Source organism: Actinoplanes sp. NPDC049118, from assembly GCF_040648555.1.
Lineage (GTDB): Bacteria > Actinomycetota > Actinomycetes > Mycobacteriales > Micromonosporaceae > Actinoplanes.
In genome coordinates, this window is record NZ_JBEZDY010000002.1 from 220539 (window position 1) to 234438 (window position 13900).

Annotated in this window: 10 protein-coding genes; 6 read left to right on the plus strand and 4 right to left on the minus strand. The window is 71.8% G+C overall.

Annotation, left to right across the window (positions count from 1 at the left end):
- Nucleotides 1-91 precede the first annotated feature (91 nt).
- Both AB0B58_RS03545 and AB0B58_RS03550 read left to right on the plus strand, forming a co-directional pair.
- Nucleotides 92-2602, plus strand: coding sequence for a glycosyltransferase family A protein (locus AB0B58_RS03545; protein WP_360216796.1), 2511 nt, complete (start codon nucleotides 92-94; stop codon nucleotides 2600-2602).
- 85 nt (nucleotides 2603-2687) lie between these two features.
- Nucleotides 2688-3725, plus strand: a complete 1038-nt coding sequence (locus AB0B58_RS03550) for a class I SAM-dependent methyltransferase (RefSeq protein ID WP_360216799.1) — start codon at nucleotides 2688-2690, stop codon at nucleotides 3723-3725.
- 82 nt (nucleotides 3726-3807) lie between these two features.
- Here AB0B58_RS03550 and AB0B58_RS03555 read toward each other — a convergent pair whose 3' ends face one another.
- From AB0B58_RS03555 to AB0B58_RS03570, 4 genes are all read right to left on the minus strand, one after another.
- Complete coding sequence (locus AB0B58_RS03555) at nucleotides 3808-4296, minus strand: CAP domain-containing protein (RefSeq protein ID WP_360216802.1); 489 nt, start codon at nucleotides 4294-4296, stop codon at nucleotides 3808-3810.
- Nucleotides 4297-4557: 261 nt separating this feature from the next.
- The gene (locus AB0B58_RS03560) at nucleotides 4558-6645 is read right to left on the minus strand and encodes an acyltransferase family protein (RefSeq protein WP_360216805.1); all 2088 of its coding nucleotides are present in this window, start codon (nucleotides 6643-6645) and stop codon (nucleotides 4558-4560) included.
- Nucleotides 6642-7904, minus strand: a complete 1263-nt coding sequence (locus AB0B58_RS03565; protein WP_360216808.1) for a nucleotide sugar dehydrogenase — start codon at nucleotides 7902-7904, stop codon at nucleotides 6642-6644. The genes AB0B58_RS03560 and AB0B58_RS03565 overlap by 4 nt, the downstream gene beginning before the upstream one ends.
- Nucleotides 7905-7968: 64 nt before the next feature.
- The gene (locus tag AB0B58_RS03570) at nucleotides 7969-9840 is read right to left on the minus strand and encodes a stealth family protein (RefSeq protein ID WP_360216811.1); all 1872 of its coding nucleotides are present in this window, start codon (nucleotides 9838-9840) and stop codon (nucleotides 7969-7971) included.
- A gap of 303 nt (nucleotides 9841-10143) precedes the next feature.
- Here AB0B58_RS03570 and AB0B58_RS03575 point away from each other — a divergent pair, with 303 nt between their 5' ends.
- The 4 genes from AB0B58_RS03575 to AB0B58_RS03590 all read left to right on the plus strand — a co-directional run bounded on the left by AB0B58_RS03575 (nucleotide 10144) and on the right by AB0B58_RS03590 (nucleotide 13796).
- Nucleotides 10144-10383, plus strand: a complete 240-nt coding sequence (locus tag AB0B58_RS03575) for a hypothetical protein (RefSeq protein ID WP_360216814.1) — start codon at nucleotides 10144-10146, stop codon at nucleotides 10381-10383.
- Nucleotides 10384-10447: 64 nt separating this feature from the next.
- Nucleotides 10448-12010, plus strand: a complete 1563-nt coding sequence (gene ffh / locus AB0B58_RS03580) for a signal recognition particle protein (protein ID WP_360216817.1) — start codon at nucleotides 10448-10450, stop codon at nucleotides 12008-12010.
- Between the two features lie 66 nt (nucleotides 12011-12076).
- Nucleotides 12077-12694: a Uma2 family endonuclease gene (locus AB0B58_RS03585; RefSeq protein WP_360216820.1), complete on the plus strand. Its 618-nt coding sequence runs from the start codon at nucleotides 12077-12079 to the stop codon at nucleotides 12692-12694.
- A 25-nt stretch (nucleotides 12695-12719) separates the two neighbouring features.
- Complete coding sequence (locus tag AB0B58_RS03590) at nucleotides 12720-13796, plus strand: amidohydrolase family protein (RefSeq protein ID WP_360216823.1); 1077 nt, start codon at nucleotides 12720-12722, stop codon at nucleotides 13794-13796.
- The last annotated feature ends 104 nt before the right edge of the window (nucleotides 13797-13900 follow it).

Here is a 13900-nt window from a genome sequence, read left to right on the forward strand (position 1 = left end):
ACGACGGCGCCGGCCCGACCGTCACCTCGATCGCTCTGTTGACGTTGGCCCTAGCGACATCCAGGGCGTACGTGAAGAGGTCTGTTGCCGCATGGGGGAGACACCCGGTCTGCTTGACGACTACCTGAGAATCTCCCGGTATCACGTGCGGTCGGCGTTGCCGCCGACGGCGATCCGGATCCGCTCGCTCGACGCCCGCCTGCTGCTGGCGCGCTCCGGCCTGCAGGAGAGCGGGTCCTACGCCGACCTGCTCGGCGCCGCCCGGGCCGGTGACGGCCGCTGGCTGCGGCGGCGGCGCCGTCAGGTCAGGCCGACGGTGCTCGCCGGTCTGGCGCAGACCCTGGCCCAGCAGGACATGCTGCCGGAGGACCGCACCGACGCGCTGGCCCTCTACGATCTGATCCGGGTCGCGCTCGGCGCCGCCGCGCTGCCGTCGGCGCATCAGGGCCTGCACGCGCAACTCGCGTTCGCCTGGCAGGGTGCAGAGCAGGCGAGGGCGCTGCTGCGGGCGTACCGGGACCTGAGCGACGGCGTGCGGACGGATCTGGAGCTCGACCTGGCGAACCCGTTCGTCGGCGCAGGACCGGTCATCCCTTGGCTCGCCACGTTCCGGGGGATGCTGCCCGATCCGCCGCTCGCCCTCGAGCACAAGGAGGGCGTGCCGCCGTTCGACCGGCTCACGGTCGCGGCCGCGGTGCCCGGGGTGGACGCGCCGGAGCGGATCTCGGTGATCGTGACCGCTTACCACCCCGGTGAGGGCCTGATCACCGCGGTGCGCTCGATCCTCGACCAGTCCTGGCGCAACGTCGAAGTGATCATCGTCGACGACGCCTCGCCGCCGGAGTACGACGGCGTGCTGGCCCGGGCCGTCGCGCTGGGCGGCCGGATCCGGCTGGTCCGCCAGCCGGTCAACATGGGCACCTACGAGGCCCGTAACGCCGGCCTGGACGCGGCCGAGGGCGAGTTCGTGGCGTTCCAGGACTCCGACGACTGGTCCCATCCGCGCCGGCTCGAACTGCAGGTCCGGCCGCTGCTGGAGGACCGCCGGCTCGTCGCGACCACCTCCGACGGCCTCGGCGTCACCGACGACCTGCTGGTCACCCGGCCGGGCGTACGGCGGGGCCGGTTCAACCCGTCGTCGCTGCTCTTCCGCCGCGCACTGGTCATGGGCCGGATCGGCTACTTCGACCGGGTACGCAAGGCCGCCGACTCCGAGTACATCGGACGGATGCGTGCCGTGTACGGCGAGCACGCCGTGTGCCACGTGGAGTCCGGGCCGCTGGCGCTGATCCGGCTCTCGCTCGACTCGTTGTCGCGCTCCGAGATCCGCCCGTACTGGATGCACCCGGCGCGGACCGCGTACATGTCCGCGTACCAGCGCTGGCACTCGCGGATCGCCGCCGGCACCGCCGGGCCGCACCGGCCGCGGGACGGCGGCCGGCGCCCCTTCGCCGTCCCCGATCACCTGCGGCTGGCCCGCGGCGAGGACGCCGGCCGGCCCGACTACGACGTCGTGGTGGTCGCCGACTGGCGATTCCTGCAGGGCGCGCAGCGGTCGGCGTTCGAGGAGATCCGGGCGCTCGCCGCGCGCGGGCTGCGCGTGGCGATCGTCCAGTTCGAGTCGATGCGCCCGCCGGCCCGGCGCCGGTGGCCGCTCTGCGGGCCGGTGCAGCAGCTCGTCAACGACGGCCGGGTCGACCAGCTCCTGCCGGGCGACGAGAACCGCGCCGAGCTGGTCATCGTGCGGCAGGCGGCCGTGCTGCAATTCCCGCCCGGCGACCAGTGCCGGCTGCGCGCCCGGCAGGTGATGATCGTCGCCGACGAGGCACCGCTGCGGCTCGACGACCAGGACCGGCGGTACTCGCCCGAGGACTGCTCCCGGGCCGCGGTCCGGATGTTCGGGCCCGAGCCGGTGTGGTGCCCGCAGGATCCACAGATCCGGGCCGTGCTGCGCGGGGAGAACGTCGAACTGACGCCCTACGACCTGCCGGCCGTCATCGACGGCGAGCGCTGGTCCGCCAGCCGCAACGGTGTCTCCGGCGGCCTGGCGGTGGTCGGCACGGACCTCGGCGACGAAGGGGTCTGGCCGCGTGACGTGCGCGAGGCGCTCGCCGTCTACGAGAAGGTCGGCAGGTGGGACGTGCGGCTGCGGCTGCCCGACTGGCCGCGTACCGGGTATCAGGTCGGCGGGCCGCGCACGTACCTCGTCTACGAGGCGGCCGACCTCGACCTGCGCACGTTCGTGCACCAGCTCGACTTCTATCTGCACTTCCCCAGCCGGGAGCGGATCGAGACGTACTCCCGCCCGGCCCTGGAGGCGGCCGCGCTCGGCTGCGTGGTCCTGATGCCGGAGCGGCACGCGGCGGTGTACGGCGACGCCGCCGTCTACTGCGGACCCGGCGAGGCCAGGGCGACGCTCAAGCGCTACCAGGCCAACCGGGAGCTGTACGCGGAGCAGAGTCGCCGGGCCCGGGCGGTGGTCGCCAAGGCGCACCACCCGCAGCTCTTCGTCGACCGCATCGCGGGCATCGTGACCACACCGCATCCGGCCGCGCCCGCGCAGCGCTCGGTGCAGCGTGCCGGAACCGCCGCCACGCGCTGACCCACGCCCGTAACGACGGTGTCGCCGCGGGCGTTACCGATGGTGTTGACCCGCGCCCCAGGCGCACATGATTCGGGAGGTCCCTATGAGCAGCCTGGTCCGGTTCGGCGGTCGGCTGGCGGTGCGGCTGCGGAGTCTCACCCGCCCGCAGGCGGTGGTCCTCATGGTCATCCTGGCCCTCTGCCTCGGCGTATGGTCGGCGGCCGCGTCGGGCCACCAGGGACTCGCCGTCTCGCTGGTGGCCGCCCTGCTGGTCGGCGTCCTGCTCGGCATCCTGCACCTGTCGCGCTGGATCGGCGGCGTGTACCGCGCCAACCAGACGGCGACCCGCGAGATGCGCACGATCGTGGAGCAGCTCCAGCGACGGGTCGTCGCCACGGTGGAGAAGGAGCGGCTCAGCGCCGGCGACCGGCACCAGGACCTGACCCGGACGGTCACCCGCGGGCTGCGGCAGGCCGGCCACGGCACGGACCTGCTGTTGCGCGCGCAGAGCCGCGAGATCGAGGCGCTGTTCCAGCTGTTCCAGCAGTTCACCCCCCGCGCGCCGATGCCGTCGTCCGGCGACTTCGCGCTGAACCCGACGGACCTGCTCGACCTGCTGCACCTGGTCCGGCTGCGCCGGCCGCGGCTGGTCCTGGAGCTGGGCAGCGGCACGTCGTCGGTGTGGCTCGGCTACGCCCTCGAGCAGTACGGCGCCAAGCTCGTCTCGCTCGACCACGACCCCGACTACGCCCGGCAGACCCGGGCGCTGGTCGCGGCGCACGGCCTCGACGCGGTCGTCGAGGTGCGGGAGGCGCCGCTGCGTGAGCTCACGATCGAGGGCAAGACCCACCAGTGGTACGACGTCAAGGCGCTGGACGACGTCACCGACGTCGACCTGCTGCTCGTCGACGGACCGCCGGCGGCGGTCGGCCCGGACGCGCGGTACCCGGCCCTGTCCGTCCTCGAGAAGCGGCTGGCCGCCACCGCCACCGTCGTGCTGGACGACGCCAACCGGCAGGACGAGCGGGACGCGGTGCTGCGGTGGACGCGGGACGTGCCCGGGCTGACCGAGGAGCAGCGCCTGCTCGGCCGCCACGCGGTGCTGTCGTACTCGCGTACGGGCGCGCCGGTCGCGGTCTGACTCAGACGAAGAAATTGGCCGGCCGGCATGCGGGGGCATGCCGGCCGGACCGGGGGAGGGTTCTGCCTGGGTGGCGCCGCGGTCAGCGGCTGCCGAACTCCTGGGTGTAGTACGGCGTTCCGTTGGACGAGTAGACGACGCCGACGGCGAACGTCTTTGCGCCGCAGTCGAGCAGGTTCGCCCGGTGGCCCGGGCTCTTCATCCACGCGTTGACGGTCTCGGTGGCGCTGCGGTAGCCCCAGGCGATGTTCTCGCTGCGCGGCGCGGTGTAGCCGGCGGCCTTCGCCCGGGCGACGAAGCTCGACTTGCCGGCGCCGGTGTGGCTGAACTTGCCGGTCGTCGCCATGTACTTGCTGTGGCCGCGCGCCGCCCAGAGCAGCTGGGGGTTGACCCGCAGGGCCTTGCAGCCGGCCTTGACGCGCTCCTTGTTGGACAGGCTGACGACCTGCGTCTGCAGCGTCGTGAAGGAGACGGCGGCGGCCTGGGCCGGCGCGGCGACCGCGATCGCGCCGACGAGGGCGGCGGGGACGATCGCGAGGACGGCGAGGCGACGGACCAGGGTCTTCTTCACGGGACCGGCCTCTCGGGGAACACCGCCTGGACGCCTTGTTCGCCAGGTACGCAATTCCCTTCGGGACGTCCGCGCCCTTCACTGATGCCTGCCCGGGTGCCTTGTGGTGAGTGCTGGGTTGCCGCCCGGGTGCCTGCCACCGTCGAGTTGCGACACCGGGCGCGGGACGGTTGCGGGGCGGTTGCCGACCGGCCGCCGAACACGACAAAACGGGCCGACCCCCGCTAGGGGCCGGCCCGTGTCGGGTCTGACGGCGGGAGCTTAGGGTTTCAGCCGCGCGGAGAGCAGCGGCGCCAGGAACCTGCTGTACGCGGTCGTCACGTGGTGCTGGTCCTTGTAGACCAGCATGTTGCCGACGATCACCGGGCAGCGGCTCGCGGTGCAGAACCACGGCAGCGGGTCGATGACCCGCGCGCCCTCGGCCCGGACCGCGGCCATGACCATCTTGCGCCGCTCCGGCAGGTTGACCGCGGTCGTCCGGCTGCGGGCGCAGGCCCGCGGGTCGTCCATGTGCGCGGAGAGGCAGTCGGGCATCGAGCCGGCCTGCCAGGGCGTGTCGTTGATGAAGTAGGCCTTCGTGCCCGGCCCGGAGACCGCGTCGACGGACCGCTTCCACGCGTCGACCCAGGCCTGGTCCTGCGTGCCGGTCACGTTGAGCGCCTTGTTGCTCGGCGCGGTCGAGGCCATGACCACGATCGCCGGGTCCAGCGAGCGGATGCGCTGCCAGGCGGCCCGGCGCCACTGCACGCACTCGGTGAACTCGCGCTTGAGCTGCTCCAGGTAGATGAGGGTGTCCGCGGCGGAGCAGGCGCTCTTGGTGACCATCACGAGCTTCCAGTGCCGCTGCGTCGCGATGGCCTCCATCGCGGGGAACCAGTGCCCGGCATGCGAGTCGCCGAACAGCACCACGGTGGTCGGTGACGTCAGGTCGCCGTACTCGCAGGGGGTCTTGACCTCGGGGTCGTCGAACGCGCCGGAGCACTTCTCGCGGTAGATCCGCGGCTTGTCCTTGGCCGCCTTCTCCAGCGCCGGCGTGAGGTTGAGCGGCACGGCGGGCATGGTCGCGGCGGCCGCGAGGCTCTGCCCCAGCCGGCCGACGTCGGTCAGCGGGGTGGCCCGGTAGCTGCTGATCCCGCTCGCGTGCCCGGCCGTGAAGGTGATGAGCGCGCAGAGCCCGGCCGCGGCCAGCGAGAGCGCGGCACCGACGCCGATTCCGCGCCAGGGCCGGTCGCGCAGCGCGGCCAGGTGCCGCACCGGGTTCTCCACCACGGCGTACGTGAGCCCGGCGAGCAGCAGCGCGCCCAGCGCGACGGCCACGTTCTCCCAGGTGGCGAGCTCGTGACCGAACGCGTACGGGGCGATGAGCAGCGCCGGCCAGTGCCACAGGTACCAGGAGTACGAGAGCCGGCCGATGCCCTGCAGCGCCGGCAGCCCCAACAGCCCGGACTGCGCGGCGCAGCCGCCGGCGATGACCGCACCGGTGCCGAGCACCGGGAGCAGGGCCGCGTACCCGGGGAACGGGGTCGACGCGGTGTAGCCGAACGCCGAGATCACGATGGCGGCGAGCCCGCACCCGGTCAGCGCCCGGGACGCCCCGGATCCGAGCCGTGCCAGCCGGGTCGCGCCGACCGCGAGCAGGGCGCCGACGCCCAGCTCCCAGGCGCGGGTGTGCGCGCCGAAGTACGCCCACCCGGCGTTGTGCTGGGTCTGCCAGACCGAGAACAGCAGCGAGCCCGCGGTCACCACGGTCAGGACCGTGGTGAGCCCGCGGCCGCCGCGGCGCACGACGATGAGCAGCAGCAGCGGCCACACCAGGTAGAACTGCTCCTCGACCGCGAGGGACCAGAAGTGCTGCAGCGGCGAGGGCTCCGCCTCGGCGTTCAGGTAGTCGGTGCCGATGGCGGCCAGCCGCCAGTTCATCGCGTAGATCGTGGTGTGCAGTGCGTCGGAGAGGATCCCGGTCAGCCGCAGCGGCGGCAGCCACAGCGCCGAGGCGGCCATCGTCGCCACGACCACGACGGTCGAGGCGGGTAGCAGTCGCAGCGCGCGGCGGGCGTAGAAGCGCGGGATCGAGACCGTGCCGGTACGTCCGGCCTCGCGGAGCAGCAGGCCGGTGATGAGGAACCCGGAGATGACGAAGAAGACGTCGACGCCGACGTAGCCGCCGGTCACGTATGGGAGCCCGCAGTGGTACGCGACCACGAGGAGCACCGCGACCGCGCGCAGCCCCTCGATGTCGCGCCGGTGCCGCCCGGGCGCGGGCGCCGCGGTGACGCCCGGTCCGGCCGCGGCGTGGCGGGGCCCCGCGCGATGTGCCGGCGCGACGGGCGCAACGCTCGTCTCGGTCACAGCCGGTGTGCCTCGTCGCCGCGCGTCACGCCCCGGGTGTCGAAGAAGCGCTTGGCGATCCCGGCCAGGTGGTCGGCGTCGTACTCGCGGTGGTGCTGGACGAGGATCACCAGGTCGGCGGCCGCGGCGGCGCCGTCGAGGTCGTCGGTGCGCGGTACCTCGACGCCGCCGACGCTCCACCTCGTCACGTGCGGGTCGTGGTACATCAGCGTCGCGCCGAGCGCGGCGAGGTGGCGGGCGAGCGGCGTCGCCGGCGACTCCCGCTGGTCGGCGATGTTCGCCTTGTACGTGACCCCGAGCAGCAGCACGCAGGCGCCGTGCACGGCCTGCCCGTCGGCGTTGAGCAGGTTCTGCGCCCGCCGGGCCACGTACGCCGGCATCGTCGCGTTGATCTCCTGCGCCAGCTCCACGAAGCGGAACGGGTAGCCGAGCTTGCTGCGCACGTTGTGGCTCAGGTAGTTCGGGTCGATCGGGATGCAGTGCCCGCCGACGCCCGGGCCGGGGTAGAACGCCTGGAAGCCGAACGGCTTGGTCGCGGCGGCGTTGATGACGTCCCACAGGTCGATGTCGAGCTCGTGGCAGAACCGGGCCATCTCGTTGACCAGCGCGATGTTGACGTGCCGGTACGTGTTCTCCAGCAGCTTCGCGGTCTCCGCCTCCCGGGTGCCCTTGGTGCGCACGACGGTCTCGACGAACCGCCCGTAGAACGCGGCGACCCGGTCGGCGCACGCCGGGGTGTAGCCGCCGACGACCTTCGGGGTGTTGTGCGCGCCGAACCGCTCGTTGCCCGGGTCGATCCGCTCGGGAGAGAACGCCAGGCTGAAGTCGCGGCCGGCGACCAGCCCGGAGAGCTCCTCCAGCAGCGGGCGGACGACGTCGTCGGTCGTGCCCGGGTAAGTGGTGGACTCGAGCACGACAAGCATTCCCGGGCGCAGGTTGCGCCCGATGGCCGCGGTCGCGCCGGTCACGGCCCGCAGATCCGGGCCGTCACCCTCGGAGAGCGGCGTCGGCACGCAGATCACCGCGACGTCGGCCGCGGCGATCAGGGTCTCGTCGGCGGTGGTCCGGAAGCCGCCGGCGATCATCTCGGCGACGTCGGCGTCGGACAGGTCGTCGACGTGCGAGCGGCCCGTGCCGAGGGCGTCGACAACCGCCGCGTTGACGTCGAAGCCGAGGACGGACATGCCGGCCCGGGTGGCCTGCTGCGCGAGCGGCAGCCCGACATATCCGAGGCCGAGAATGACGACGTCGTAGCTCACGGGGGTTCTCTCCTTCGTACAGCGCAGGCCGGTCGCCCGGGCGCGTCAGGTTTTCCGGTGCGCGTCAGGCGACGGGCGTGTTGGTGGGGGTCGGATCGCCCGTGGCACGGTCGGCCAGGACGGGCAGGGCGGGCCGGACGACGTCGGGCGCGGTCGCGGGCGCTGCCGGCCCGGCCTGCCGGCCGATCTGCCGGGACACCGCCGGCGGCTGCGCGGTGACCTGGGCGGGCGGCGCGGTGGCGGGCCGCGGCTCGGCCAGCTCGTACGGCGAGACGAACGGCAGGTACGCGGGGAGGAAGTCGCCCAGCAGCGCGGCCTGCTCGCCCGCCCCGACGTTCGAGGAGTCGGTGTCGTTGAGGCAGAACGCGTCGAGGTTGCGCTTGCGCAGGAGCTCGGCGAGCCGGAACGGCGTGGCCGGATTCGCCAGATCGTTGTACTTGTAGTCGATCGTCCCGGACACGCCCCGGCCGGTCAGGTACGCGTAGTACTGCTGCAGCGACGAGAGCAGCGAGATGTCGTCGGGGTGCCGGAACTGGTGCGAGGCGGTGGCGTCGACGTGCTCGGCGAACCGGTTCTCGATCTCCTCGATGACGCTGCGCCGCGACGGGTGCGGTGTGTGCATCATCTTGCGGGTCAGCACCCGCCCGAACGCCGCCTTGATCAGCTCCCGGTTGTTCTTGCCGGCCGAGTCGGCGGGCGGGTCGCCGGGAGTGCGCGGCGCGGAGTCGACGCGCGCGGGGGACGGGAAGAAGCGGGTCAGGCCGCCGGGGGTGAAGAACATCTCCGGCGAGACCGGCCGGCCCAGGAAGACGTCGTCGTTGAGGTAGAGGAAGTGCTCGCTCAGGCCTGGGATGCGATGCAGCCGCGACTCGATGGCCTGCGAGTTGAAGGTCGGCAGCGTGCCGGTGTCGCCGAAGATCTCCCGGTGGCTGACGACGGTGAGCCGCGGGTGGTCGGTGTCCAGCCAGGCCGGCACCTGGTCGTCCGTGACCAGGAAGACGTGCCGCACCCACGGGGCGAAGCAGTGCAGGGCGCGCAGCGAGTAGCGAAGCTCGTCGCGGGAGGCGTATCGGGAGTCGTTGGCGGAGAGCCGGCTCGCGTCGTCCAGCCAGGCGTTGGCGGCCAGCGCGATCGCCTTGCGGGCCTGCCAGGCCGGGTCGTCGCCGTCGACCCAGGTGTACACGGCGTCGATGGGAAAGCTGATCCGCTCCGGGGTGGGCAGCGTGAACAGCTCCCGGGTCCGGTACCGGGCCGGGTCGTCCGGCGCGCAGAACGGGCCGAAGGCGGCCTCGGGCGCGCTGACCACCGGCTCGTCGGCCGGGATCACGTCGGCCTTGCTGCGCGGACCGATCAGGTTGCCGTCCTGCTCGCCCCAGAACTCGATCTCGCAGCCGAGGTCGGGGCCGAGCACCAGATTCCCGTCCGGGTCGGTGACCGGCCAGCAGACCCGCACGATGCGCGCGGCGCGCCGGGCCCGGCGGCCCCCGCGGCCGCGCGGCAGCACGACCTCGAGCATGCCGGCGCCGCCCGCCGTCAGGTCCTCCAGCATCCGGAGCACCACCTCCCGGTCCCGGGCCGGCACGGCCAGCGCGGTGTGCCGGAACGTGCGGGCGGGAATCCGGAACCAGTCGACGCCGGCGGTGGCCAGGGCGGCGATGGCGCGGTCGAGGTTCTGCCGGCGCACCTGGGCCGGTGCGGCCGCGGCGTCGCGGCGGGCGGTCACCCAGCCCCGGCCGTAGCGGACCCGCATGGTGGGCGCGTCCGCGGCGACCCGCATCAGCGGCAGCCGCGGCGGGTGCGACAGCGGCACGATCCTCCGGGCAAGGCCGAAGCGCTGCTCGGGTGCGACCCGGGGCAGGATCCGCCGTTGCACGGAGGTGAAGATGCGCGCTCGGACTCCCCAGGGTGCCAATCGCAGGATCCGCCGCACAGACACGCCGTTGTCCTTCCGCCGGATGTCGTCGGGCCGTTTGATCAGCCGCCCGGTTCCTCGTGCCTCAACGGCGTGATTCATCGGAAGGTTGCGGTCGATATCGGCTTTTCGGACATCTGTGCCATGTCACCACCGGGCGCCACAGAAGGGCCTGAAGTGGCGCCTGTTATCTGCGGTATACGCGATTTGTGCAGGTAGCGTGGCCGAACGGCCGCTGCCCACCCCTTACGGGTCCGCCCCGATGCGCACACTTGCGCCGCTGGCGCATGGTGGAAACGGCGGCGAATTTCTCCTCGGGAGGCTGAGATGGGCAAAGCAATCGCGTACCTGGTGGCGACGATCGCCGGCGTGATCGTCGTGGGCTGGATCGCGGTCAGCCTGCTGCACGTGCTGGTCGGTGCCCTGGCGTACCTGATCGTGGGCGCGATCGTGGTCGGCGGCGGCGTCTACCTGTACGGCCGGGCCAAGCGATCGCTGGCACCCGGCACCCGCAACCAGCGGCGGATCGAGGCGGCGGCGAAGACGTACCGGATGCGCAACCGGTGACCCTTCCGGCGGGCGGCTAGGCTTGCGGTCATCTCCTCACCTCTGACCAACGGGAAGTTGCGCCGTGTTTGACACCTTGAGCGACCGCCTCTCCGGGATCTTCACCAAGCTCCGCGGCAAGGGCAAGCTCACCGACGCCGACATCGACGCCACCGCCCGCGAGATCCGTCTCGCGCTGCTCGAGGCGGACGTCGCGCTGCCGGTGGTCAAGTCGTTCATCGCCAACCTCAAGGAGCGGGCCCGCGGCTCCGAGGTGTCGCAGGCACTCAATCCGGCCCAGCAGATCATCAAGATCGTCCATGAGGAACTCATCGCCGTCCTCGGCGGCGAGGGCCGGCGGCTGCAGTTCGCCAAGCAGCCGCCGACGGTGATCATGCTGGCCGGCCTGCAGGGTTCCGGTAAGACCACGCTTGCCGGCAAGCTGTCGCGCTGGCTCAAGGGCCAGAACCACCAGGTCCTGCTGGTCGCGGCCGACCTGCAGCGCCCGAACGCGGTCAACCAGCTCCAGGTCCTCGGCACCCGGGCCGGCGTCGACGTGTACGCGCCGGCGCCCGGCAACGGCGTCGGCGACCCGGTGCAGGTCGCCAAGGACTCGATCGAGCACGCGAAGCGGACGGCGAAGGACATCGTCATCGTCGACACCGCGGGCCGCCTCGGCATCGACGCGGAGATGATGCAGCAGGCCCGCGACATCCGCGACGCGGTCGACCCAGACGAGGTCATCTTCGTCATCGACGCGATGGTCGGTCAGGACGCGGTCACCACGGCCGAGGCGTTCCGCGACGGCGTGGGCATCACCGGCGTGGTCCTCTCCAAGCTGGACGGCGACGCCCGCGGTGGCGCGGCGCTGTCGGTCCGGCACGTCACCGGCGAGCCGATCCTCTTCGCGTCTACGGGCGAGAAGCTCGAGGACTTCGACATCTTCCACCCGGACCGGATGGCGAGCCGCATCCTCGGCATGGGTGACGTGCTGACCCTCATCGAGCAGGCCGAGCAGGCCTTCGACGAGGATCAGAAGGAGAAGATGACCTCCAAGCTGCTCGGTGGCGAGCAGTTCACCCTCGAGGACTTCCTCGACCAGCTGATCGCGGTCCGCCGGATGGGCCCGATCGCGAACGTGCTGGCGATGATGCCCGGCATGGGCCAGATGAAGGGCCAGCTGGACGAGCTCGACGACAGCCACTTCGACCGGGTCACGGCGATCATCCGGTCGATGACCCCGGGCGAGCGCACCAACCCGAAGATCATCAACGGCTCCCGCCGCGCCCGCATCGCCAACGGCTCCGGCGTGACTGTCATGGACGTCAACCAGTTGCTCAACCGCTTCACCGACGCGCAGAAGATGATGAAGCAGATGGGCGGCATGATGGGCCTGCCGGGCGGCAACCGCCGCAAGGCGACCAAGAGTCCGAAGAACAAGCGCAAGGGCACCAAGGGCGGCAACCGGCCGCGCGTCGGCGGGATGCCGGGCGGCTTCCCGGGCGGCATGCCGCAGCTCCCGCCGGGCATGGACCCGAGTGCGCTCGGCGGCGGGCCGGGCCAGGGGCTTCCGCCGGGCTTCAAGCTCCCGAAGCTCGACTTCAACAAGCTCACCAACCCCAAGAAGCCCGACGACGACAAGCGCTGATATTGGCATGGAGCAACTAGTCCAATGACTAGTATGGTGAATGGCGAATCCACTGAGGAGGAGCCGATGACCGCTTCCCTGCGCCTGGCCGATTTGCACCCGGCCGAGTTGGACCTGCTCCGCAGAGACGATCTGACCGTCGACGACATCGTGAACCTTCCCGAGGATCTTCACTATGAGTTGATCGACGGAAGGCTTGTCTTGACTCCCCTGGCCTTTCCCATCCACCAGCTCCTCGGCATGAAGACGGCTGTCGCGATCGAGGAGCGCCGTCCTGACACTTTCATCATCAACATCGAGCAGGCGATCTTGATTGATCGCCGCAATGAGCTGCGCCCGGACGTGGTGCTCATCCGCGAGGAAGGCGCCGGCTACTCCCCGGTGCTGCCGGCCGACGTGCCGCTGGTCGTCGAAGTCATCTCGAAGTCGTCCAAGACCAGCGACCGTGAGCTCAAGCTGAAGAAGTACGCCTACGCGGGGATCCCGTCCTACTGGATCATCGACCCGCTGGCCGAGCGTGTCACGTTCACGCAGTTCTGCCTCGGCCCGGGCGGGGTCTACGAGCGCCGTCATCAGACGGACGAGGTCGTCACCGTGGACCAGCCCTGGGAGATCACGCTGGACCTGCCGGCCTGGACCCGTAAACGTGATCGAATCCTCCGGGTCGCCCGCCGGGACAGGTGAACCGGTGATCGGGTAGGACTGTCCTATGGCGTTGCATGTGCGGGGGACGGTCCTGCCCGACGGGGAAGTCCGGGACCTCTGGCTGGTGGGGGACCGGGTCACGTTCGAGCCGGTCGCGGAGGCCGAGACGATCAGTGACGGCGGGTTCGTCGTGCCGGGGCTGGTCGACGCGCACTGCCACCTCGGCATCCAGTACGGCGCCAAGCCGATCGAGAGCCTGGACCAGGCCCGGGAGCTCGCACACACCGACCGCGACGCCGGTGTGCTCGCGCTGCGCGACGCCGGGTCGCCGTACCCGTATCCCGAGCTGGACGACGAGCCCGGCATCCCCCGGCTGGTCCGGGCCGGCCGCCACGTCGCGCCCACCCGGCGCTACCTGCGGGACATCGGCATCGAGGTCGACGCCGCGGATGTGGTCGAGACCGTCACCGCGCAGGCCAAGGCCGGCACCGGCTGGGTGAAGCTGGTCGGCGACTGGATCGACCGGTCGGTCGGCGACCTCGCGCCGTCCTGGGATCCGGCCACCATGGCCGCCGCCGTCGCCGCCGCACACGACGCCGGGGCCCGGGCGGCCGTGCACACGTTCTCCGAGGAGGGCGTCGCGCAGATGGTGCGGGCCGGCGTCGACTCGGTCGAGCACGGCACCGGGCTCTCCCTCGACCTGATCGACGAGATGGCCCGCCGCGGCACCGCCCTGGTGCCCACAATGATCAACATCCGGACCTTCGGCGGAATCGCGGACCAGGCCCGCGCCAAGTTCCCCGGCTACGCCGACCACATGATCGCCCTACGCGACGGCTTCCCCCGGGTCGTCGCCGCCGCACACGAGGCCGGCGTGCCGATCTACGTGGGCACCGACGCGGGCGGCAGTATCCGGCACGGCCTCGCCGCGGAGGAGATGCTGCTCCTGCACGCGGCCGGCATCCCGGCGTCCGACGTCCTCGCCGCCGCGTCTTGGCGCGCCCGCGAGTGGCTCGGCTTCCCCGGACTGGTCGAGGGCGGCCTCGCCGACCTGGTGGTCTACGAGGCCGACCCGCGCCGGGATCTGCGGGTGGTCCGCGCACCGAGCCGGATCGTGCTGCGTGGCCGCGTGATCCGCTGATCTTGTTGCAATCAGCTGGCAGGGGTGGGCGCCCCGGCGCCCGCCCCGGTCTCGGCGGGAGCGACGGTCAGCGCCATGCAACCACGCACGACATGAAATTGATC